At 39.9% G+C, this 23,344-nt stretch carries 19 protein-coding genes, 2 tRNA genes and 2 pseudogenes; 17 read left to right on the top strand and 6 right to left on the bottom strand.

Translation table 11 applies throughout. The annotated features are described in order from the left end of the window. Positions 1-27: 27 nt before the first annotated feature. Entirely contained in the window at positions 28-366 is a 339-nt protein-coding gene (locus tag NO346_RS01220; RefSeq protein WP_005156642.1) for a hypothetical protein, read from the bottom strand. Positions 367-629: 263 nt separating this feature from the next. Here NO346_RS01220 and NO346_RS01215 point away from each other — a divergent pair. Both NO346_RS01215 and NO346_RS01210 read left to right on the top strand, forming a co-directional pair. Next, a pseudogene (locus NO346_RS01215) lies at positions 630-821 on the top strand (hypothetical protein); the annotation flags it as partial. A gap of 172 nt (positions 822-993) precedes the next feature. Beyond that, positions 994-1,929: a hypothetical protein gene (locus tag NO346_RS01210; protein WP_004660107.1), complete on the top strand. Its 936-nt coding sequence runs from the start codon at positions 994-996 to the stop codon at positions 1,927-1,929. Between the two features lie 42 nt (positions 1,930-1,971). Here NO346_RS01210 and NO346_RS01205 read toward each other — a convergent pair. The 4 genes from NO346_RS01205 to NO346_RS01190 all read right to left on the bottom strand — a co-directional run bounded on the left by NO346_RS01205 (position 1,972) and on the right by NO346_RS01190 (position 4,067). Continuing rightward, positions 1,972-2,047: transfer RNA gene (locus tag NO346_RS01205), tRNA-Glu, on the bottom strand. Positions 2,048-2,073: 26 nt separating this feature from the next. Next, a tRNA-Ala gene (locus NO346_RS01200) sits at positions 2,074-2,149 on the bottom strand. Between the two features lie 58 nt (positions 2,150-2,207). Beyond that, positions 2,208-3,716, bottom strand: a complete 1,509-nt coding sequence (gene gltX / locus NO346_RS01195) for a glutamate--tRNA ligase (protein WP_005156634.1) — start codon at positions 3,714-3,716, stop codon at positions 2,208-2,210. 105 nt (positions 3,717-3,821) lie between these two features. Continuing rightward, positions 3,822-4,067, bottom strand: a complete 246-nt coding sequence (locus NO346_RS01190; protein WP_371924477.1) for a DUF4179 domain-containing protein — start codon at positions 4,065-4,067, stop codon at positions 3,822-3,824. A gap of 462 nt (positions 4,068-4,529) precedes the next feature. On the opposite strand from NO346_RS01190, the gene NO346_RS01185 reads away from it, so the two are divergent. The 8 genes and pseudogenes from NO346_RS01185 (at position 4,530) to NO346_RS01150 (ending at position 13,759) form a co-directional block, all read left to right on the top strand. Continuing rightward, a complete protein-coding gene (locus tag NO346_RS01185) occupies positions 4,530-5,525 on the top strand; it encodes a sulfate ABC transporter substrate-binding protein (RefSeq protein WP_256413950.1) in 996 nt (331 codons plus the stop codon). 197 nt (positions 5,526-5,722) lie between these two features. Next, entirely contained in the window at positions 5,723-6,646 is a 924-nt protein-coding gene (rsmH, locus tag NO346_RS01180; protein ID WP_256413949.1) for a 16S rRNA (cytosine(1402)-N(4))-methyltransferase RsmH, read from the top strand. Next, a complete protein-coding gene (locus NO346_RS01175; RefSeq protein WP_005156612.1) occupies positions 6,646-6,984 on the top strand; it encodes a cell division protein FtsL in 339 nt (112 codons plus the stop codon). Before rsmH ends, NO346_RS01175 begins: the two co-directional genes overlap by 1 nt. Before the next feature lie 10 nt (positions 6,985-6,994). Further along, positions 6,995-8,828, top strand: a pseudogene (ftsI, locus tag NO346_RS01170) (penicillin-binding protein PBP3). Between the two features lie 3 nt (positions 8,829-8,831). Further along, the gene (locus tag NO346_RS01165; protein ID WP_256413948.1) at positions 8,832-10,331 is read left to right on the top strand and encodes a UDP-N-acetylmuramoyl-L-alanyl-D-glutamate--2,6-diaminopimelate ligase; all 1,500 of its coding nucleotides are present in this window, start codon (positions 8,832-8,834) and stop codon (positions 10,329-10,331) included. Between the two features lie 22 nt (positions 10,332-10,353). Beyond that, entirely contained in the window at positions 10,354-11,763 is a 1,410-nt protein-coding gene (murF, locus tag NO346_RS01160) for a UDP-N-acetylmuramoyl-tripeptide--D-alanyl-D-alanine ligase (RefSeq protein ID WP_256413947.1), read from the top strand. Next, positions 11,764-12,882: a phospho-N-acetylmuramoyl-pentapeptide-transferase gene (gene mraY, locus NO346_RS01155; protein WP_004660135.1), complete on the top strand. Its 1,119-nt coding sequence runs from the start codon at positions 11,764-11,766 to the stop codon at positions 12,880-12,882. It abuts the gene before it with no gap. A gap of 58 nt (positions 12,883-12,940) precedes the next feature. Next, the gene (locus tag NO346_RS01150; protein ID WP_256413946.1) at positions 12,941-13,759 is read left to right on the top strand and encodes a putative RNA methyltransferase; all 819 of its coding nucleotides are present in this window, start codon (positions 12,941-12,943) and stop codon (positions 13,757-13,759) included. Positions 13,760-13,778: 19 nt separating this feature from the next. On the opposite strand, the gene ponA is transcribed toward NO346_RS01150, so the two are convergent. Continuing rightward, a complete protein-coding gene (ponA, locus tag NO346_RS01145; RefSeq protein WP_256413945.1) occupies positions 13,779-16,331 on the bottom strand; it encodes a penicillin-binding protein PBP1a in 2,553 nt (850 codons plus the stop codon). A gap of 162 nt (positions 16,332-16,493) precedes the next feature. On the opposite strand from ponA, the gene NO346_RS01140 reads away from it, so the two are divergent. From NO346_RS01140 to aroB, 7 genes are all read left to right on the top strand, one after another. Continuing rightward, positions 16,494-17,552 carry a pilus assembly protein PilM gene (locus tag NO346_RS01140; protein WP_087547382.1) on the top strand — a complete coding sequence of 353 codons (1,059 nt, stop codon included), beginning with the start codon at positions 16,494-16,496 and terminating at the stop codon, positions 17,550-17,552. Next, positions 17,552-18,196, top strand: coding sequence for a PilN domain-containing protein (locus tag NO346_RS01135; RefSeq protein WP_256413944.1), 645 nt, complete (start codon positions 17,552-17,554; stop codon positions 18,194-18,196). The genes NO346_RS01140 and NO346_RS01135 overlap by 1 nt, the downstream gene beginning before the upstream one ends. Continuing rightward, positions 18,193-18,939, top strand: coding sequence for a type 4a pilus biogenesis protein PilO (locus NO346_RS01130; RefSeq protein WP_087547381.1), 747 nt, complete (start codon positions 18,193-18,195; stop codon positions 18,937-18,939). Before NO346_RS01135 ends, NO346_RS01130 begins: the two co-directional genes overlap by 4 nt. After that, positions 18,939-19,466, top strand: coding sequence for a pilus assembly protein PilP (locus NO346_RS01125; protein ID WP_087547380.1), 528 nt, complete (start codon positions 18,939-18,941; stop codon positions 19,464-19,466). The genes NO346_RS01130 and NO346_RS01125 overlap by 1 nt, the downstream gene beginning before the upstream one ends. 61 nt (positions 19,467-19,527) lie before the next feature. Continuing rightward, complete coding sequence (gene pilQ, locus NO346_RS01120) at positions 19,528-21,660, top strand: type IV pilus secretin PilQ (RefSeq protein WP_256413943.1); 2,133 nt, start codon at positions 19,528-19,530, stop codon at positions 21,658-21,660. Between the two features lie 10 nt (positions 21,661-21,670). After that, positions 21,671-22,237 carry a shikimate kinase AroK gene (gene aroK, locus NO346_RS01115; protein ID WP_087535970.1) on the top strand — a complete coding sequence of 189 codons (567 nt, stop codon included), beginning with the start codon at positions 21,671-21,673 and terminating at the stop codon, positions 22,235-22,237. A gap of 24 nt (positions 22,238-22,261) precedes the next feature. After that, positions 22,262-23,344, top strand: a complete 1,083-nt coding sequence (aroB, locus tag NO346_RS01110; RefSeq protein ID WP_208728048.1) for a 3-dehydroquinate synthase — start codon at positions 22,262-22,264, stop codon at positions 23,342-23,344.

Raw genomic sequence — 23,344 nt, 5'->3', positions numbered from 1 at the left:
ATGTGAATCGGAATTTAGAGCAACGTGTTAGTTTTGCCATTCGTGATTACAGTCACGGCATTTCCAGTGCTTTTGTGCCTGCATAAAAGCCTGCATGGAGATTTTAAAATCTGGCAGGTCGCGCCAGAACAGAACACCTGCAATCACACAAACACCAAATACTGCAACGGTTGCGATTTGCAGTGTTTGTCCTGCACCATTGCCAAAAATCCACATCCCAACACTGATCAGCACCAAAACTAGTAAAATAAAAATGGCGGGAACGAGAAGCACCAGGCTTTTTGGCACATTGGGACGAGGGCTGTTGGCACCCTGACTGACAGGCATAATTTTCACGCTTTGACATTTAGGGCAACGGTATTGCATAAAGATTTCCTATAGTATTTTGCTTATTTTAGCGAAAATTATGCAAAAGCTAAAATCCTACGTTGTTCAAATACATAAACTTACTTATTTTGTACTATCTTTAAAATATTAAGTTGATTCGAGCAATCCATATCGGTCGCAGCTCGTCTAAACCTGTTGGAAAAACTACAATCAGTCATGATAATTTGTGAACTGAATGTGTTGAATAATGCGCAAGGAATCGCATGTTGCCTACCAAACTTCTAAAATTATGATTAGCTCGCATCGAAAAGGGAGAAGGTCATCTTTCGACCCAAGACAAGCTAATGTTAGTTAGCATGGAGAGTCCTGATTTAAGTGCAAATTTCTTTTTAAGATAGTTTAAAGTCTCGTTACCAAAGCAATGGAAATTCCAGCATGAGACAGATGAAGATATTCTATATACATCACAACTCATCAAATTAATTGAAAACCAATGAAACATATTTAGAAAATGGACGATTAAATTAATTTAAAAGTGTGCAACAAAAAGACGCAAATTGCGCTAAATAGCATGCTAATCTACATAAAAACAGCCAATAAGTTGATAAAACAGATTGTTGCTCATATCAAAATTGAGTTGCTGAGAAAGGGAAGAGGGAGAACATCTTGAATCGACAAGATGACAAAAAGGCAATGTTCGATATTATGCCTGCAGATATAGAATCATCAGATGAAAAACCGTCTTTATCACGTCGGTTAATCAATAAGACATTACAGCACGCACAAGATGCTGTTGAGTTTGCGAGTGATACCTCTCGTAATATTGCAGGTGTTGCAGATGCCGCCTTAGATGCCTTAGATCAAGTTACCCATCATACCAAACGTGGTGTTGAAGGGATGCGAAATACTGTTCGTGATATGGTATCAGAAACCAGTGAAGCAGCGCGTCAAGTTGCGTTGGCAATGGCACGTGCATCGTTAGGGAAAAGTAGCCTCACCTTATATTTGCCTGAAATGCTGCTCAATAATCAAATTCGGAAACGTATGGATCGTTCTGAAATTGATGATATTAAAATTGAATGTGGCAATGATCGCTTTCATATCGAATTAGATGGACACTATCGCCGTTTCCTATATCGACTGTCTTTAGAGTTCAATGTTTTAGAATGTCGTATTGGGCAGGAAAAATATTTACGTCTTTGTCAGGTCGATGAGCATCTGGACTTACAAATTCGTCATGGTGGTACTTTAACAAATTGGGCAGCAAGACGTGTCGGTAATATCAGCTTTGAAGTGATTAATTCCTTACCGATCCCATTTTTGATTAATCATCTCATTCGTGATGTGCCAGGGATTCAAAAAGAAGGGCATCGTTTATGGTATATCGACCTTGAAGAAGCTGGTTTTATTGATTTCATTAATAACCGCTCATGGATGGTCGATAAGCTATTAAGCTTGACTGATTTTAGTATTTTGCCAGGACTTAATATTTTGCAAGAGAGTCGCGAATTGGTACAACAATTAGTTGATCAATTTGAGATCCGAGGCTTACGTGTTCAGTCTGGACGTTTAGAAGTCCAAGTTGGAATTGGAAGTGAGTAAGCAATAAAAAAGCCACTGTCAATGCAGTGGCTTTTTAGAATTTGGCGTCCCTACGGGGATTCGAACCCCGGTTACCGCCGTGAAAGGGCGATGTCCTAGGCCTCTAGACGATAGGGACTTATTGAGGCAACACAAATTGAAGTTTGGTGGAGCCAAGCAGGATCGAACTGCTGACCTCTACAATGCCATTGTAGCGCTCTACCAACTGAGCTATGACCCCAGTCTGTGTGAGCGCAATATTAGGGCGAATGCGCTCACACGTCAATGATTAAACTGAATTAATTCTCACTATTTGCATCATTTTTCGGCAGTTTGAGTGATTCGTTTAATTTTTCCCAAACTTTAAGTTCTTTCTTGCTTGGCCCACCTACGATTTCTAAGGCATGACGTAAACGTGCAAAAGTCAAATCAGGACCTAGTGTTACCATAGATTGCATCACAGGCGTTGAACTCGTTGAACCCGCAATCGCAATAAAGAATGCTGGCATAAAGTCACGAAGTTTAACTTCCATTTGAGTGGCTAAATCCATCAGTGTTTGGCTGACAGTATCATTATTCCACGTAAACTGACTCTCTAAGCGCCAAATTGCAAATTGTAAGCTTTGACGAACTTGTTCTTCGGTCAATTTTTTGCTTTCAAACTGTTCTTTACTGATTTGTGGCATGTGATTGAAATAGAAACCAGCCCAATTCACAGCTTCTGAAAGTAGATTGATACGAGGTTGAATCGCAGCCGCAATGTCTTCAAGTGTTTGACGGTCGCTTTTCCATGTTAATAGGCGATCTAGAAGTTGCCCCGGTGTTAAGCCTTTAATCCATTGACCATTCAGCCAGTTGAGTTTTTCAACATCAAAGATTGGACCGCCCAATGAAACACGCTGTACATCAAAGTTTTCAACCATGTCCTGTAATGTGAATACTTCACGCTCATCAGGCATTGACCAACCCATGCGACCTAAATAATTCAATAATGCTTCTGGTAATACACCGATGTCGCGATAATAGTTAATAGAAGTTGGGTTCTTACGTTTAGACAGTTTTGATTTATCTGGGTTACGTAACAATGGCATATGACATAAAGTTGGCATTTCCCAACCAAAATATTGGTAAAGCAACTGATGCTTAGGCGCTGAAGGCAGCCATTCTTCCCCACGTAATACATGGGTAATTTCCATCAAATGATCATCCACGACATTAGCAAGGTGGTAAGTTGGTAAACCATCCGTTTTTAGCAACACTTGCATGTCAACTTGTGCCCAAGGAATCTCCACTTCACCACGAAGCAAATCATTAATCTTACAAATACCATCTTCAGGTACTTTCATTCGAATGACATGTGGTTCACCCGCAGCAAGGCGTTGTTGTACTTCTTCTTGTGAAAGTTTTAAGCCACGCCCATCATATTTTGGCGTTTCACCACGTGCTTGCTGCTCTGCACGCATTTGGTCTAGGTCTTCTGCTGTTGCGAAACAATAGAAAGCATGTCCTTTTTCAACCAAATCTAAGGCATATTGTTTGTAAATCCCCATACGTTCCGATTGACGATACGGCGCATGAGGGCCGCCCACATCTGGACCTTCTGACCAGTTCAATCCTAACCAACGTAAAGAATCTAAAATCATCTTTTCTGATTCAGGTGTTGAACGGAGTTGATCTGTATCCTCAATACGTAAAATAAATTCACCGCCGTGCTGTTTAGCAAAACATAAATTAAATAACGCAATATAAGCAGTACCTACATGAGGGAAACCTGTAGGAGAAGGCGCAATACGGGTACGAACTTTCATAAATTATCGAAGCTTAAATTAAAATTGAAACTATTATAACGAAAAAGCCTAGTCACAGCATGACTAGGCTTATTTAAACATGTAGAGCGTTACATATTTAAAAGATCAAGATGTGTGCGGTTGAAAAACAGTCTGAACAAAGCGTGAAAAACGTTCGTGTTGGCTTGCAAAGAACGTTTGCGTTGGCGTTGTACGGATCGTATTCAACATTTTTAATTCGTCATCTGTTGAAGGCAACATGGCTGTATTACGTTTTTGTTGATCAAGCGCTTTCACAATTAACGAAGACGATTTGTCTATCGTTTTAATATTATTGTTTTCTTTAATTGCGGCTGCATGTCCAACTTGAATAGAAAACACCAAAAATAAGCTTAAGCATAGTGTTTTTTTAAGTTTTGATGCTTGCACGGTAACATCCCCTTCATGACTTCGAGTCTACAAGACTAACTAAATGACTATAGTATTGCTTTAATCATACGATTCAAACATAAATTTTAATAAAAATATAACTATGTCACACTTTTTACAAAAAATAATAAATAAACACGCTTTTGGGTATCGTAAGCCTGATGGCTAGAATATCTGCAAATCAAATCTAACAAGCAAATGTGTAGAAAAAGTGGAGAATGATAATTTTTCTCAAAATAAAAATAACATGAATAAACACTTAGCATTTTAACTGCCATACATCCTTAATATCACGATATATAAAAAAAAGAATAATTTCTAAATTATTTATATAACTATTTGATTGTAAATTATTTTTAAATAAATATAGTGGTCATAAATATGCAGAAAATGAGTGAATAATAAATGAAAACAGTGATCGCCGCAGCATTGCTTGCTTTGGGTTTAAATAGCATAGCGCAGGCAGCTACAACGTTCTTAAATGTATCTTATGATCCAACACGAGAGTTTTATCAAGAATATAACCAAGCATTTGGTCAATATTGGAAACAGCGTACAGGTCAAGAGGTCGATTTTAAACAATCGCATGGTGGTTCAGGCAAACAGGCAAGATCGGTAATTGATGGTTTACAGGCTGATGTTGTGACATTGGCTTTGGCGAATGATATTGATGAAATTGCCAATACAGGTCTCATTCGTAAAGATTGGCAAAAACAATTTAAAAATAATTCTGCACCTTATACATCAACGGTTGTCTTCCTTGTCCGCAAAGGAAATCCGAAAAATATCCGTGATTGGAATGATCTTACCAAAGAGGGTGTCGAAATTATTACCCCAAATCCGAAAACAGGTGGAGCACCGCGTTGGATTTATTTATCGGCATGGGGCTATGCGTTGAAACAACCCGGTGGTAATGAGACTAAAGCCCGTGATTTAGTGAAAAAATTATACCAAAATGTCAAAGTACTTGATTCGGGAGCGCGGGGTTCTTTAACTACATTTGCTGAGCGAGGTATAGGCGATGTGTTACTGTCATGGGAAAATGAAGCTTTATTGGCGACCCAAGGTTTAGGTAAAGATAAATACGATATTGTTTATCCATCAATTTCGATTTTGGCTGAGCCTTCAGTTGCGATTGTAGATAAAACCGTGGATAAAGATGGTCATCGCAATTTAGCGCGAGGCTATTTAAATTTTCTTTATTCACCGTTAGGACAGGAACTTGCAGCAAAACATTATTTCCGTCCACGTAATCCGCAAGTTGCAGCAAAATATGCGAAACAATTTCCAAAGATCAAACTCTTCAGCATTAATGATGTATTTGGTGGATGGGCAAAAGCGCAGAAAACCCACTTTGTGAATGGTGCGATTTTTGATCAAATTTATACAGATAAACAGTAAATAAATTATATATACAATTTGTGATTGAATATGGGAAAGCAAATACACGGAGTATTTGCTTTTTTGTTGCATAAAAAATGATAAGAAAACGGTTTTATTTATGAAAAGTTAAGAATTCTCTACAAAAAGTCATTTGGTACTGGGGTAAAACAAGGTGATAATGTGCAGTTACATTTTTAGCTATTGATCCTATTGTTATGTCGCATATTTCTGTCTTACTTCATGAAACCGTTGATGGCGTATTGGCAGGTCGCGATACTGGTATTTTTGTCGATGCAACGTTTGGTCGAGGAGGGCATACCAAGCTCTTACTTTCCAAATTGGATCAAAATGCACGTGTTTACGCCTTTGACAAAGATCCTCAGGCACTTGAAGTTGCCGCGCAATTAGAACAAGAAGATCCGCGGTTTAAAATTATTCATGCCAGTTTTGCCGATATTCAGGCGGAATTAACAAATATTGGAATTACTGAAGTTGACGGCATTATGGCCGATTTGGGTGTGTCTTCACCGCAACTTGATCAAGCAGAACGTGGGTTTAGCTTTATGCAAGATGGCCCACTAGACATGCGTATGGATAATTCTCAAGGTTTAACTGCGGCTGAATGGTTACTTGAAATCGAAGAAGAAAAATTAGCCAATATTATTTTCCAATATGGCGAAGAGCGTTATAGCCGTCGTATTGCCAAAGCGATTAAATTGGCAGGTGAAATTACGACAACTGCTCAACTTGCAGAAATTGTTAAGGTTGCACATCCAAAGTGGGAAAAGCATAAACATCCTGCAACGCGTACTTTCCAAGCGATTCGTATTGCAATTAACAAAGAACTTGATGATATTGAAACGTTTTTACCGCAAGCTGTAGAATTGTTGAAAGTACAAGGACAGTTGGCTGTGATTAGCTTCCACTCTTTGGAAGATCGTTTGATTAAACAATTTATTCAAAAAGAATCAACTTTAGCGGAAGATCATGGTTGGGGAATGCCTCAAGCACAGGTTGATACGCGACGTTTAAAGAAAGTGTCTCGTATTCGTGCGAGTGAAGCAGAAGTAAAAGCAAATCCTCGTTCACGTAGTGCATGGTTACGTGTAGCAGAGCGTTTAGAGCAGAAAGGCAGATAATGAATAAAAAGAATGATGATGAGATCATATCTAGCAGCAAGAAAGGACTGAAAAAAGTTGTAGTGTATGCTGTGCTGATGGCGATGGTATTCACAAGCGCAATGATGGTGGTCTTTCAAGTGTTTGAATATCGTCATGATTATCGTGATTTAAGTGCTTATATGCGTGAAAGAGACGATCTGAATGCAGAATGGGGGCGCTTGCTGATTGAACAACAAACGTTTGGTGCAACTGCACAGATTGGCTCTCGTGCTGTTACACAATTGCGGATGTTTTCACCACCCGCAGCACAAACGGTTGTGATTTCTTTACCTATGACTTCAAAGCAAGACAAATAAGGCATGCTGTATGGCAGATAAGCGAAGTAAACCAATACGAAAAAAACAGCAGTCTATTTCTGAAAGACCGACACTTGCTTTAGACATGTGGCGATTTTATTTGCTTTGGGGCACGGTGTTACTGTGCTTTATTGTATTGATTGCACGTGCATTTTATGTGCAAGTGGTCAATAAAGACTTTTTACAAAATAAAGCGAATGCCAATATTTTGCGTACGGAACGCCTAGAAGCAATGCGTGGTGTGATTAGTGATCGCCACGGAGTGCCTTTAGCGATTAGTACACCGATCATGAAAATTGTGATTGACCCAAGAGATTATTGGGAAACGAAACAGCAATTTGATGAAATCACAGCCGAATTAAAAAAAGATCCACATAACCGAAAATTAAAACGTCAATTACCTGATAAAAACTTGAATTTGGATGAGTTGGCAGATGCGGTTGGTGTAGACCGTGCTGATCTCAAAAAGCAAATGGAAGCTCGTCCACGCTCACGTTATTTGGTACTACAAAAAGAAATTCCACCGCAGCAAGCTGACCTCATTACCAAGCGAAACTTTCAAGGGGTTTATGCTGAAAAGACGTATAAGCGTTACTATCCGCAACCACAGCCGAATGCACAAATTATTGGTTTAACCAATAGTGAAGGTGTTGGGGTTGAAGGTTTAGAAATGCAACTGAATAAACAGTTGTCAGGCGTCGATGGTGAACAAAAAATTATTCGGGATAAAAAAGGTAATCGTCTTAAAGTCTCAGAAGTGATTAAAGAAGTCGAGTCAGGTGAAAATGTCACACTCAGTATCGACTCACGTTTGCAATATATTATGTATCGTGAATTGACCGCTGCTGGTGTTGCAAATAATGCTCGTTCGGCAACCGCTATTGCTGTAGATGTAAAAACTGGTGAAATTTTAGCAATGACCAGTTGGCCGTCATATAACCCAAATGATAAAAATGGTTTAGCCAACAAAGATGCAATGCGTAACCGTGGTGCAATCGATATGTTCGAACCGGGTTCGACGATGAAACCATTTACCGTTGCGGCTGCCTTGGAAAGTGGCAAATACACGCCAAACACAATCGTGAATACCTCACCAGGTTCAATGAAGTTGGGATGGCATACCATTCGTGATACACACAACTATGGTGCATTAACCCTGACAGGTATTATTGTTAAATCATCTAACGTGGGTTCAGCCAAACTCGCGTTATCGTTACCTAAAGATGCGATTCCATCATTCTTCCGTCGTGTCGGTTTTGGGCATCGTTCTGATGTGAAATTCCCAGGCGAGAGCGCAGGGCTGTTGTATTCGGGTGATAAGTTGAACCCCTCTCAGTTGGGTACGATGGCGTATGGTTATGGCTTAAACGCAACCATTCTCCAAGTTGCACAAGGTTATGCGATGCTCGCAAACCATGGTGTGGAAATGCCATTAAGTCTAAGAAAATTAGATCAAGCACCCCAAGGCAAGCAAGTTCTTGATTCTAAGATTGCAGATCAAGTGCTATTGATGCTTGAGCAGGTTACTATGCCTGGTGGTACAGCTACACAGGCCAATATTCCTGGTTATCGTGTGGGTGGTAAAACAGGTACGGCACATAAATTACGAGCTGACCGCAAAGGTTATTCGAGTAATGAATATCGTGCCTTATTTGCTGGGGTTGCTCCAGTGAGTGATCCTCGTCTGGCGATGATTGTCGTCGTTGAAAATCCTCAAGGTCGGTATTATGGTGGTCTCGTTGCAGCGCCCGTTTTTGCGAGAATTATGCAAGAATCGCTACGATTACTGAATGTACCTTTAGATAAACCACTTGATACCTCTATAAAATCCAATCCGTAGGTAGATTATGTCGATTAGTTTTCAGCAGATATATCCGATTCATATCGATGCGGCTTGGTTCACTCAGCCTTTTCAAGGCTTTTGTCTAGACAGCCGTAAGATTGAAGTTGGGCAGATTTTTATTGCTTTAAGTAGTTATAGCCAACCTGAAAAAACCCGTCAATTTGCACAAAATGCGCTGAATGCAGGGGCATTGGCGGTTATTAGTGAAACAAGTTTGGGGCTTGCGAACGAATGGGTTTGCCCTGAAGTACGTTTTCTTATGGGTGAATGGCAGCAGCAATATTTAGAAGCGGTCGATCCTGTAGAGTCATTACGTGGTATTGCAGTCACAGGTACCAATGGTAAAACCACGATTTCACGCTTAATTGCAGAGTTAATTAGTTCGCAAGGGCAAGGCTGTGCAGTGATGGGGACAACAGGCAATGGTATCTTGCCAAACTTGACCCCCTCAACCCACACCACTTTAGATGCGCTGCACTTACAGCAGGCATTGCATGATTACGCTAAACAAGGGGCTAATTTTGTTGCACTTGAGGCGAGTTCGCATGGTCTGGAGCAAGGTCGTCTGAATGGTTGTGATCTTGAGATAGCAGTTTATAGTAATTTAAGTCGTGATCATTTGGATTATCACGGTACTTTAGAGGCTTATGCAGAAGCTAAGGCGCTATTATTTAAATTTACTACATTAAAAGTCGTTGTGATTAACATCGACGATGCACATGCAAACGTGATGCTGGCTGCTGCGAAAGAAAATCCATCAAAACCGAAAGTTTTGACTTATTCTTTGACTCAAACTTCTGCGGATTATTATATTGATCATTTGCAATATCGCTTGAGTGGTGCAAGTTTTACATTGATTAGTCCAACAGGTAGATTTGCTGTGCAAAGCCCATTGCTTGGACATTTTAATGTAGAAAATTTATTAGCAAGCTTGATTGCAGCAGAATATGCTGGTTTTTCGCTTGCTGATTTAGTGCAGTTTGTTCCGCAACTTAAGGGTGCCCCAGGACGAATGCAAGTCATTCAAGATGCGGATCGTCTATTTGTCGTTGATTATGCACATACACCTGATGCATTGATTCAGGTGTTAACCACGTTGAAACGTCATGTCACTGGACAATTATGGGCGGTATTTGGCTGCGGTGGTGATCGCGATCGCGGTAAGCGTCCTTTAATGACTCAGGCTGCGCTTGATCATGCTAATCCAGTAGTTCTCACCTCAGATAATCCACGAACTGAAAACCCTGAACAGATTTTTGCTGATATGAAGCAGGGAATTGATTTTGCAGAACACAGCGTACATGAAATTCATGATCGCCGTGAAGCGATTAAATTTGTGGTCGCTCAAGCTCAAGCTGGAGATATTGTCGTGATTGCTGGCAAAGGTCATGAAAACTATCAGGAAGTAGATGGCGTTCGTCACTGGTTTGATGATGTAGTCGAAGTGCAATCTGCGATTAATGCTCAGCCACATTCTGTAGATTCAGCTTATCCTGCACACTAAGGTTAAAAGGTAAATAAAGCGTATGCATACTTCAACAACCAGCACCGTTCCACTAGAACCTTGGACAGCAGAGCAATTACAACAAGCGACTCAAGGTGAATGGCATAATCATAAGATTCCACAAAGCGAAATTAAACGTATTTTGACTGACTCTCGTCATGCTGAAGCTGGAGATGTTTTTCTTGCTTTAAAAGGTGAGCGCTTTGATGCTCATAATTTTGTAGCACAAGTGGCGACGCAAGGTTGTGAGATTGCCATCGTAGAGCGCCCAATTGATGCAGATATTGCACAACTCGTCGTTAAAGATACACGTTTGGCTTTAGGGCATCTTGGAGCGTATCGCCGTCAGCAAAATCCACAGTTGAAAGTGATTGCTTTAACAGGCAGTAGTGGTAAAACCACCACGAAAGAAATGTTGGGTAGTATTTTATCCCGTTTAGCACCAACCTTGATCACGCGTGGCAACCTGAATAATGATTTGGGTGTGCCGATGATGTTGCTGGAACTGCGTCAGGAGCATCAATATGCTGTGATGGAGTTGGGTGCCAGTCACCAAGGTGAAATTGATTACACCTCGAATCTGGTGCAGCCACATGTGGCGGGGATTTTGAATATTGGTACAGCGCACTTGGGTGAATTTGGTGGCCGTGAGGGCATTTGTCGTGCCAAGTCAGAGATTTATGCACATATTTTGCCTGACGGAATATCGGTTGTTCCCGCTGATGATGATTTTACAGCGACTATTCGTGAAAATGCTCAAGCTCATTCAATGTTGAGTTTTGGTGATGGTGGCGATGTGTTTGCGACAGAGGTTGAATTACATCCTCAATCAGCAAAATTCAATTTACATACTCCACAGGGTATCCGTACAGTAGATCTACCGTTTGCAGGTGCACATAATGTGCAAAATGCAACTGCTGCAACAGCATTTGCCTTGGCAATTGGGATTGCGCTTGATGATATTGTACAAGGCTTAGAACAAGCACAGGGTGCCAAAGGGCGTCTGAATTTTATTCAACACCAAAATCACTTATTCATTGATGATACTTATAATGCCAATCCAACTTCAATGCGTGCAGCAGCAGAAGTTCTTGCTCAACAAACGGGCATTAAAGTGATGGTAATCGGGGATATTGGTGAGCTTGGAAGTACAGCAGCGCAACAACATTATTTGTTGGGCCGAGATTTGGTTTCGATGCAAGGTATTCATTTTGTAATTGCAGTGGGTGAATTCTCACCTGCCACTCAAGAAGGTGCAAGAAGCACACAATACGGTAAAAAATTACAAGCTTTTCTGAATCAGGGGCAAGCTTTGTCATTTTTAATGAGTTTAGTAGAGACACATCAACCCCAGCACATGAGTTTCCTATTTAAAGGTTCTCGCTATACCCATATGGAAACGTTGATGGCTGACTTGATGGAGAAGATTTAAATGTTGTTATGGTTATTTGAACAATTGGCAGGCTATAACAGCTCTTTCCAAGTGGTTCGTTATTTAACATTACGCTCTTTGTTGAGTGTATTAACTGCTTTGACCATTGGCTTGGCTTTAGGGCCTGTGATGATCCGTAAATTACAAGCCTTAAAATATGGTCAGGCAGTAAGCTCATTTGCTCCTGAAAATCATGCGAAGAAGATGGGAACACCAACGATGGGCGGGATCTTAATTCTGCTCTCAATTGGTATTAGTACCTTATTATGGGCTGATTTATCAAACCCTTATGTTTGGATTGTATTGGGTGTTATGGTGGTCTTTGGTGCTGTTGGTTGGGCAGATGACTGGATTAAAGTTCGTTATAAAGATAATGCTGGTTTACCTGCACGTAAAAAATTCTTTTGGACTTCTGTGGCATCATTAGGTGCTGGTATTGCTTTATATCTAATTGCAAAACAACAAGATAATCCAATGAATACTGCAAATATGCTAGATTTGCTGATTCCATTCTTTAAGAATCTCTCCATTCCACTTTCAGCGGTGCCGTTTGGTTTAGCATTTATTGTTTTCACTTATTTAGTGATTAATGGGGCGTCAAATGCAGTCAATCTGACGGATGGATTGGATGGATTGGCAATTATGCCAATTGTCATGGTTGCAGCAGGTTTGGGTGTATTTGCCTATTTATCAGGTGATATTCGGTTTGCCAATTATTTGCATATTTCCTATGTAAAATATACCTCTGAACTGGTGGTGGTGTGTTCAGCCATGGTTGGCGCAGGTTTGGCTTTCCTTTGGTATAATGCGCATCCTGCTCAAGTATTCATGGGTGATGTCGGGGCTTTGGCACTTGGTGCGATGCTAGGTACAATTGCTGTTATGGTCCGCCAAGAAATCGTTTTTGCGATTATGGGGGGGGTATTCGTAATGGAAGCCGTTTCTGTATTTTTACAAATTGGTTCATTGCGAATGCGGAATAAGCGCGTTTTCTTGATGGCACCTTTACACCATCATTATGAAAAACAAGGTTGGAAGGAAACACAGGTTGTTATTCGTTTTTGGATTATTACCATTTTCCTTGTTGTGTTAGGCTTAATGACCTTAAAGTTGCGTTAAACCATGATTCAAAAAGAAGCTGGTGATCACCAGCTTTTTTTATGTTTGGAGAAAATAGATGAATTTATTGATGTGTCCTGTTTGTCGCCAATCATTGAATTTGGTTGAGCGTTCTTGGTGTTGTGAAAAAGGCCATCATTATGATGTCGCCAAACAAGGTTATGTCAATCTGCATGTGGTACAGCATAAGCATAGTAAGACACCAGGGGATACTGCAGAGTCGGTATTGGCTCGTCGTGAATTTTTGCAAACAGGTGCTTATCAGCCGTTACAGCAGGCGATTGTTGAACTGTTGCAGCGGCTCAGGCCGAAAACTATTTTAGATATTGGTTGTGGTGAAGGTTATTACACCAGTGCGATGCAAGCGCATACTCAACACTGTATAGGTGTGGATATTGCTAAAACAGCTGTACAACGAGCTGCAAAACTCAACTCCAAAGTCACTTGGGTTGTTGGGACGGGTGCAACATTGCCCGTACAGGATCATTCAATCGACGTATGTACTAGTTTATTTAGTCCAATTCCACAAGAAGAGATCACACGTGTTCTTCAAGAGAATGGTCATCTGATTGTGGTGACACCTGCACCTCGACATCTCTATAGGTTGCGTGAAGCTTTATTTGAGCAAGTAAATTTACACGAACCAGAAAAATTTTTAGAACAGCTAGATGATCAATTTGAATTGCAGCAACAACAGCTTGTCGAGAGTGCAATCGAGTTAGATCAACAAGCGCTAAAAAATTTGATTGCTATGACACCTTATGCTTATAAAGCGAATCCTGAACGAAGAATGATTTTAGAACAAGAACAGCATTTCTTAGTGACAGCCGCTTTTCAAATTTATGTATTCCAAAAAAGAAAGAAGCCATCAATTTGATGGCTTCTTTTAAATTTACTTATTCAATATTATTAATTAAATTTTCAATACCATCATGTTCTTTTTGGGGTGATGCTGTTTCCATCGCTGGAACAATAATTTGCTCTTCATCAGATGGTGCTGTATCTGGTAAATCTGAGAAGTCTGTTTGCGCGGAGCGAGTTGGTGCAACAGGAGCAGGACGATAAAGTGGGCGTGCCAACGGTGGGGAAGCACGATATTCTTTTTGCCCTTCATTTTTCTCCAGTTGTAATTTGTCGAATGAAATTGGATCTTTCGCGTCTTTATCGAAATGTACCCAAGCCGATGGCGTATCTTTAAGTGAATTCGCCATGAAATTTGTCCAAATTGGTAAAGCAGCAACGCCGCCATATTCACGTCGACCGAGTGTACGAGGTTGATCAAAACCAACCCAGGCGATTGCAACTAATTTTCCATTAAAACCTGCAAACCATGCATCTTTGGCATCATTGGTTGTTCCTGTTTTTCCACCTAAATCGTTACGACCGATTTTAAGTGCTGCTCGTCCCGTACCATGCTGAATCACATCGCGTAAAATATTAGCCATATCATAAGCTGAGCTAGATTTTAAAATGCGTTGCGCTTGGCGATAATTACTATTTGTCGTTGCGGCTGTTTGAGAGTTAGATGTAACAGTTTCAGATGCGGCAGATACATCATCTAAAGTTTCATTGGTGATTTCATTTACAGCATCTTGCTCTTGAATAGCATCGGCTGTTGCATAGGCATTTGGATCACTAATACAAGGGATACAAGCGTATTCTGGATTTGCTTCATAAATTACTTTGCCTGAAGCATCTTCTATTCGTTTAATAAAATGGGGCTGAATACGATAACCGCCATTTGCAAAAGTGGCATAGCCTGTAGCCATTTGCACAGGGAGTACTTGAGGTGTTCCTAATGCGATTGTGTAGTTACGAGGAATTTGATCTTCTTGTAATCCAAAATCCATAAATAGTTGGCGTGTGCGTTCAATTCCCACAGTTTGCAATAGTCGGACCGATACGGTATTTCGTGATAAATAGAGCGCACGGCGCAGGGGGATCATCCCAAGATAGCGTCCATCGGAGTTTTTTGGAGACCATTTACCAATACTGATGGGGCTATCGTTCACCATGCTATAAGGTGTCATACCACGTTCAAGTGCCAATGCATAAACAAATGGTTTAATAGTTGAACCTGGTTGTCTCCACCCTTGTAACGCACGGTTAAACTTCGATTGATAAAAACTATAGCCGCCAACAACAGCTTCTATGGAGCCATCATTTGGATTTAAGGCAATCAATTGACCTTGAACTTTAGGAACCTGTACTAAAGACCAAACGGTTTTGTTTTCATTGGGGCGTAATCGAATAATATCTTTCACTTTAACGATTTGTGAAGCATTCGACATAGCCCCGCCTACACTGTTCGCATTCCGATAAGGGCGAACCCAAGACATTCCTGCCCAATTTACCGTAACTGTTGAGCCATCTTGCATCAAAGCATCAAAAGAATTGTTATTCACTTTTATGACTTGTGCTGGATAGGTATTTGCATATGGGACAAACTGGTTAAGAGGTTTGTCATGTGCTTCTGGTCCACGCCAACCATGGCGGCGATCATAGGCTTCTAAACCGTCTTGAATTGATTCTTCAGCGTAACGTTGACGGTTACTATCAATCGTCGTATATACCTTATATCCTGAATCAATTGCTTGCTCGCCAAAGTTTTCAACCAATTCTGAACGAACCATTTCGCCAACGTACGGGAAAACATTACTGACCGAGCGATCAATCATATTCAGGTTGATTGGCTCAGCAACAGCTTTTTGATATTGACTCTGATTAATATAGCCAAGTTGTAGCATACGCCCTAAAATCCAATTCCGGCGTTCAAGCGCGCGTTCAGGATTGACGACAGGGTTGTATTTTGATGGTGCTTTCGGTAATCCTGCAATCATTGCCATTTGCGCAATGGTAAGTTGATTAATATTTTTGTTGTAATAGATTTGTGCAGCTGCAGCAATTCCGTAAGCATTTTTGCCTAAGAAGATCTTATTGACGTATGAGCTTAGAATTTCTTGTTTGGTGAGATTTTGCTCGATTTTGCGAGCGAGAAAAACTTCAGTTAGTTTGCGTTTAAGTGTTCGTTCTGGACTCAAATAATAGTTTTTTGCTACCTGCATGGTAATGGTTGAACCACCAGTTTGTACATCTGACCCTGTAATAGATTCTGTTAGTGCTCGCCCCAAGCCCTTAAAACTAATCCCATTATGTTCAAAAAATGACGAATCTTCCGCTGCTAGAAATGCATGGATAAACGCTGGTGGAATCTGTTCGTATTTCACTGGAATGGAAAGTTTGCCGCCATATTCTGCAATTAACTTATTATCTGCCGTGTAAACTTGCAATGGTTTCAGTAAAGGTGCCTTTTTTAATGAACTCATATCAGGCAAAGAGGGTGCTAGATAGAGATACATGCCATAAAATCCCATTGGAAGTGAGACTAATATAATAATAAGCATCAAAAAAAATGGACGAACAATACCAGAACTGGATAGCTTTTTCATAATAAGTAAGTTTTAATAAGAGCGAATGGCAAACTAATTATGGTCAGTATATCCTTTAGCCTTACGGATTGTTAGATGAGATATTGTATCCGTATCAATTAAAGACCAAAACAAATTAGTGAGTTGTATTTTTGGGGATAAAAAAATAAATAGGAATGTACTGTGCTCAGGTTATATCGTAAACCAAATAAGGGGTTAGTGGGTGTCGATATTAGTTCGACAACTGTTAAGTTATTGGAGCTCTCTGTAAAGAACGGTAGATATTGGGTTGAAAGCTATGCTGTGATGCCACTGCCTGAAAACAGTGTCGTAGAAAAAAGCATCATCAATCCAGAAGCAGTTGGTGACGCGCTTGAAAGAGTCGTTAACCTTGCTAATCCGCATACAACGAATGTGGCTATAGCTGTGCCAACTTCAATGGTGATTAATAAAATCATTGAAATGGATGCAGATATGACAGCCGATGAACGAGAAGTTCAAATTCGTATGGATGCTGAGCAATACATTCCGTTCCCATTGGATGAAGTAAGTCTAGATTTTGAAGTCTTATCTGACAAATTAGCAAACCCAAATCGTGTAAATGTATTGTTAGTGGCAACGCGTACAGAAAATGTTGACACACGTGTAGAAGTTCTTGAGCTGGCTAATTTATCTGCAAAAATTGCTGATGTTGAAAGTTATGCCATGGAACGTGCTTTCAGTGTATTCGCAGATACTTTGCCAATCGGTGCAAACACAGTTGGTATTTTAGATATTGGTCATACTATGACCACCTTATCTGTCATGCAGAAAGGTAAAATTATCTATACACGTGAACAGGTATTTGGTGGTCGACAACTAACCCAGGATGTTCAGAGTCGTTACGGTTTGTCTTTTGAAGAGGCTGGGCGTGCGAAAAAAGAAAGAACACTGCCTGACGACTATGATACGGAAGTGCTCGAACCCTTTTTAGATGCCGTAGTTCAACAGGCAGCTCGCTCACTTCAGTTTTTCTTTTCATCATCACAGTTCAATGAGATTGACCATATTTTATTGGCAGGTGGTAATGCTAATATTCCTGGTTTAGCCAAGTTGTTACAACAAAAACTAGGTTATCGCGTCACCATTGCTAATCCATTCTTACAAATGGGCTTTTCTCCGCAGATTGATATTAAAAAAATTGAAAATGATGCTTCCTCATTGATGGTTGCATGTGGTTTAGCATTGAGGAGTTTTGATTAATGGCAAAGATTAACTTACTCCCTTGGCGTGATGAGCTAAGAGAACTAAAAAAGAAACAGTTCGTTGCATTTTGTGCTGGGGTAGCAGCATTAGGCGTAGTATCAGTTTTTTCTGGGTGGATGTACTTTGACCATAAACTGAATGATCAGGAGCAGGCAAATCAGCTAATTGTAAGTACTAATCAAAATTTAGATACTCAACTTAAGTCATTAGATGGTTTGCAAGAACAACGCAATGCAATCATTGAGCGTATGAAGTTGATTCAAGGCTTACAAGGACAGCGTCCTATTACAGTGCGTTTGGTTGATGAGCTAGTGCGAGTAACACCACCTACAATGTATTTGACAAAATTTACCCGTACAGGTGATAAATTTACCATTGAGGGTAAAGCAGAAAGTCCAAATACCGTTGCTGAGCTTTTGAGAAATCTAGAAGCTTCACCTTGGTATCGTAACGCGTTTATGAATTCTTTCTTGGCGGCAGATGATAAAAAAGATAAAACAACAAGCTCTTTAGTTCCTCGAATCGAAGAAAATTATGGTAGTTTTCTGGTTACTGTCGATTTGGGGGAGATAGGGACAACAGCTGAAGCTGACTCAACTTTAGAAGCAGCAGCATCAGGGACAGCAGGGGTGACAAAATGAACTTAGAAAAATCGGATGATTTAAATCAGGAAGTCGCTGTTGTAAAGAAAAAGAAGATGACGTTCGAGCAATTTTTCCAACAGTTTAATACGTTGGATATGAATAATTATGGGGGGTGGCCTCTATCTGTAAAAATCACTTGTTGGATTTTCGTTTTTCTAGCAGTTATTGCTCTAGGATATTTTATTGTCATTAAAAAACAACTTGACAATATAACCAGCGCGCAAGCACAAGAGCAAAATTTATTAAATGAATTTAAAGAAAAAGATTCTAAATTACGTAATTTGCAGCAATATCAAGCTCAATTACAAGAAATGGAAGCAAATTTCAATCAACAATTAGAACAACTACCGAAAGAAACTGAAATTCCAAGTTTAGTTGAAGATATTAATTTAACTGGTGTGAACTCTGGATTAAAGTTTAAAAATATCCGCTTAGAAAATGAAGTAAAGCAAGAGTTTTTTATTGAGCAGCCAATTAGTATCGAAGCTACAGGTGATTATCACGCCTTTGGTGCTTTTGTTACAGGGATTGCTGCATTGCCGCGCATCGTAACGTTGCATGATTTTGTTGTTGAAGCTGGAAAAGCAGATTCGTTAAAGGCTTCAGACATTCCTGTCGTAAACTACTCAATTAAAGCAAAAACATATCGTTATATTAGTCCTGAAGAGCAAGTTGAGAAAGAATCTATGACTCAACCAGCTACAACGACAACTCCAGCAGTTCAAGGAGGGCAGCACTGATGAATAATTATAAAATAATATCTGCTCTATTTATTACAATTAGCTTGGTTGGTTGTGATTCTCGTATTGATGCTGTAAATCAACAGATGGCTGATATTCGTAATCAACAACCGTTACCTATCGAACCTGCTCCTGTATTTGCTCCAGTACCATTATTTAATTACGCATCGCACCAGTTGAAAAGTCCGTTTATGCCAAGTTCATTAGCTGCTGAATTAAAAATTATGGCAGGTAAGCGTGTTTATCCTAACCTTAACCGGCAGTCACAACCTTTAGAGAGTTATGCTCTTGAGGCCTTGAATATGAAAGGTAGTATGCGTGGTAAGCATAATGACACGATCGCCTTGATTCAAACACCAGATGGTCAGATTGAGCGTGTACAGGTTGGTAGTTATTTGGGTATGAACCAAGGGCGAATCATTAAGATCAACCCGACTCAAATTGATTTAGTGGAGATTGTGCCAGATGGGCGAGAGGGTTATGTTGAAAGACCACGGACGCTCGTTTTAATTGGGCCAATATCTTAGGATTAAGGGAATAACAATGAAAAAACAGTTTAAAAATTCTTTATTTGGGGAAGTCAAGACTATGAGCCATGCATTCCGTCAATTTTCAATGGGTGCAGTCGCAATTGCAATTATGCAAGTTGCATCTGCACAGGTGAGTATGACGAATATTGTTCCAATGAGTTTGGCTGACCAAGGTACAGAAATCCGTGTGATGTTTGATGGTCTGCCACCACAACCACAGGCATATCAATTAGAGCAACCCTCAAGATTGATTTTAGATTTTGATAAGGCACAACAAAATCTAAAACAAAAATCGATCCCTGTATCAACTGCTGAAGCATCATCTATAGACCTTGCAGCAGATGATCAACGTTCACGTTTAGTGGTCAATTTAAAAGAGGCAGGAGCATTTACGACACGTGTTGAAGGGAACACGTTTATTCTTAAAATAAATGCAGTTCAACCAGTAAACGCTGTTCGTAATGCTACGGTTGTCAGACAACCACAGCAAGGTGTATCAAATATTGGTTTCCAGCGCGGTAAGGATGGCGAGGGGTTGGTTGTTATTGACCTGTTGGGAAGTAACACACCTGTCGATGTGCAGCAGCAAGGTAGTAAAATTGTTATTAGAACGATGGGAAATAAAATTCCAACGCATTTAGCTCGTCGTTTAAATACCAACGATTTTGCAACCCCTGTTGCAAGTGTTGACGCCTACAATGACAAAGGAAATGGTGTGATCACCATTCAATCTGCTGGTAGTTATGAATATATGGCTTACCAAGCGGAAAATAAATTAACGATTAGTCTTAAGCGTCCAGAAGATAAATCTTCTCCGAAAGCTAAAGCCCAAGTCTATACTGGAAATAAAATATCCTTAGACTTTCAGGATATCGAAGTACGTCGAGTTCTGCAGTTACTGGCAGATTTCACTAGTATAAATATGGTCGCAGCCGATACGGTTCAAGGCAATATTACTTTACGTCTGAAAGATGTACCTTGGGATCAAGCTTTAGATATTGTTCTTAAGACCAAGAATTTAGATAAACGTCGTAATGGAAATGTGATCTGGATTGCACCTGTTTCTGAGTTAATTAAGGCAGAAGAAGAAGAAGCTAAGGCGATTGCACAAAGTGTTAAATTGGCACCTCTTCAAACTGAATATATTCGCTTGAGCTATGCAAAAGCGGCTGATATTGAAAAACTGATTACGCAAGGTAAAAATAGTAGCAATAACAACAATTCATCAGGTGTGGCGAATAACGATACTTTGGCAGGTGGTCTGTTAAGTCCACGTGGTACAGTATCAACTGATCCGCGTACCAATACTGTCATTATCAATGATACTTCGCAGAAAATTGATCAAATTCGTAAAATGGTTGATTTATTGGACGTGTCGGTTAAGCAGGTAATGATTGAGGCACGTATTGTCAGTGCAAGTACCGATTTTACGAAAGAAATGGGTGTTAAATGGGGTATTCTATCGCAAGGTATTACTAGTAATAATGATTTGTTAGTAGGTGGTAGTAATACTACTTTATGGAACTTAAGAAAGCCTACTAAAGATAGTGATACAGGGGGGTGGAAATATGAAATTGAACGTCCAAGTAACCTAAATGTTGATTTGGGGGCAACAGCAGTAGGTGCGAGTCGTATTGCTTTTGGTTTAATCAGTTTGTCAGATTTTATGCTGGATCTAGAACTGTCTGCGGTTCAGGCGGATGGTTATGGTGAAGTCATTTCAACGCCTAAAGTTATGACTGCGGATAAACAAACTGCAAAAATTGAGTCAGGTACTCAAGTTCCTTTTTCATCCTCAACGGGTACTGGGGCAAATGCAACGCCGAAAATCGAATTTAAAGATGTGGTATTAAGTTTAGATGTAACGCCGAGTATTACACCAGATGGAAAGGTTCAAATGAATCTTGATATTAAGAAAGATAGTATTGCTGGTGTAACCCCTCAAGGACAATTCTATTTTAATAAAAACATGGTGAATACTAATGTCTTGGTTAATAATGGTGAAACGGTGGTATTGGGTGGTATTTTTGAACAAGAAAATCTAAACAAACAAACCAAGGTGCCATTTTTAGGTGATTTACCTTTCATGGGCAAATTATTCCGTCGTGATTCGAAAACTGAAAATAAACGTGAACTACTTATTTTTGTGACACCAAGAATTGTTAATGACACTTTGACGAGAAATCATTAATATATTTTGAATAATCGCAATTAATATAGGTGGCGCGTTGCAAGGCAAAGCGTTTGAAACCCTACCAAATATTTATTTGGTAGGGCCAATGGGGGCAGGCAAAACAACAGTTGGTCGACATTTAGCAGAATTGTTGGGACGTGAATTCATTGATAGTGATCATGAAATTGAGCGTAAAACAGGTGCTACAATCCCTTGGATTTTTGAAAAAGAGGGTGAATCTGGTTTTCGAGCACGTGAAACTAATGTGTTAAATGACCTAACGGCACGTTCTGCCCTTGTTTTGGCGACTGGTGGTGGTGCGGTAACACAATCGGAAAATCGAAAGTTTTTAAAACAGCGAGGTATCGTTGTTTATCTATATACTCCTGTAGAGCTTCAGCTACAGCGAACTCATCGCGATAAGAATCGTCCATTGTTGCAAGTAGAAAACCCAGAAAAGAAATTAAGAGATTTGTTAACTGTGCGAGATCCACTTTATCGTGAGGTTGCACATTTCATTGTTGAAACAAATCAGGGTGCAGCGCGAGACTTAGCGCAAAAAATTCTACAGCTTATTTTATCTAAACAAATTTAGTAATTTTCTTGTTGGTCTAATTTTATGCAAACACTACATGTTGAATTGGGTGATCGTCGCTATCCTATTTTTATTGGAAGTAATTTAAATCCCAGAGATTTGCTAGCGCCATATATTCATGGTCGACAAGTGATGTTGGTTTCCAATACAACCATCGCACCATTATATTTGCAACATTATGTTGATGGATTGCGCCAGTTAGATAAACAGATTGCACAATGTATTTTACCCGACGGTGAGCAATTTAAAGACATTGAACATTTGAATTTAATTTTTGATGCGCTTTTGGAATCAGGTTTTAATCGTGATTGCACAGTGCTTGCATTAGGTGGTGGAGTCATTGGTGATATGGCTGGTTTTGCATCAGCTTGTTTCCAGCGCGGAGTGAATTTTATTCAAGTACCAACTACATTATTATCTCAAGTTGATTCAAGTGTGGGTGGGAAGACAGGAATCAATCATCCTTTAGGTAAAAACATGTTGGGTGCGTTTCAGCAACCTCAAGTTGTATTAGCGGATATGGCACAGCTTGATACTTTACCAGACCGTGAACTTTCTGCTGGTTTGGCTGAAGTGATTAAATATGCATTACTAGGCGATGTGGATTTTCTAGTATGGTTAGAACAGAACATGGATGCGCTTGTTGCACGTGATGCGAATTTACTCGCAGAAGCAGTCTATCGCTCATGCGCACATAAAGCTAGAATTGTGGCTAATGATGAAAAAGAGCAGGGTGAGCGTGCACTTCTAAATTTAGGGCATACTTTTGGGCATGCAATCGAATCCTATCTAGGTTATGGGGTATGGTTACATGGTGAAGCGGTTGCAACAGGTATGGTCATGGCGGCAGATTTGTCACACCGTCTAGGTTGGATATCTGCTGAAGATGTTGAGCGTACAAAAAGAATTATTCTACGTGCCCATTTACCGATATCATGTCCACAGATTCCACTTGACGAATTTTTGGCTTATATGTCGCATGATAAAAAAGTGCTCAATGGCCAATTACGTTTGGTTTTACTTAAAAAGTTAGGCCAAGCGATCATTACCAAAGATTTTGATGTGGATTTAATGAAGCAAACGATTCTTGCGAACCAATCTTCATAA

Source organism: Acinetobacter sp. 5862 (assembly GCF_024494585.1).
GTDB lineage: Bacteria > Pseudomonadota > Gammaproteobacteria > Pseudomonadales > Moraxellaceae > Acinetobacter.
This window is presented reverse-complemented; position numbering and strand designations above follow the sequence as displayed.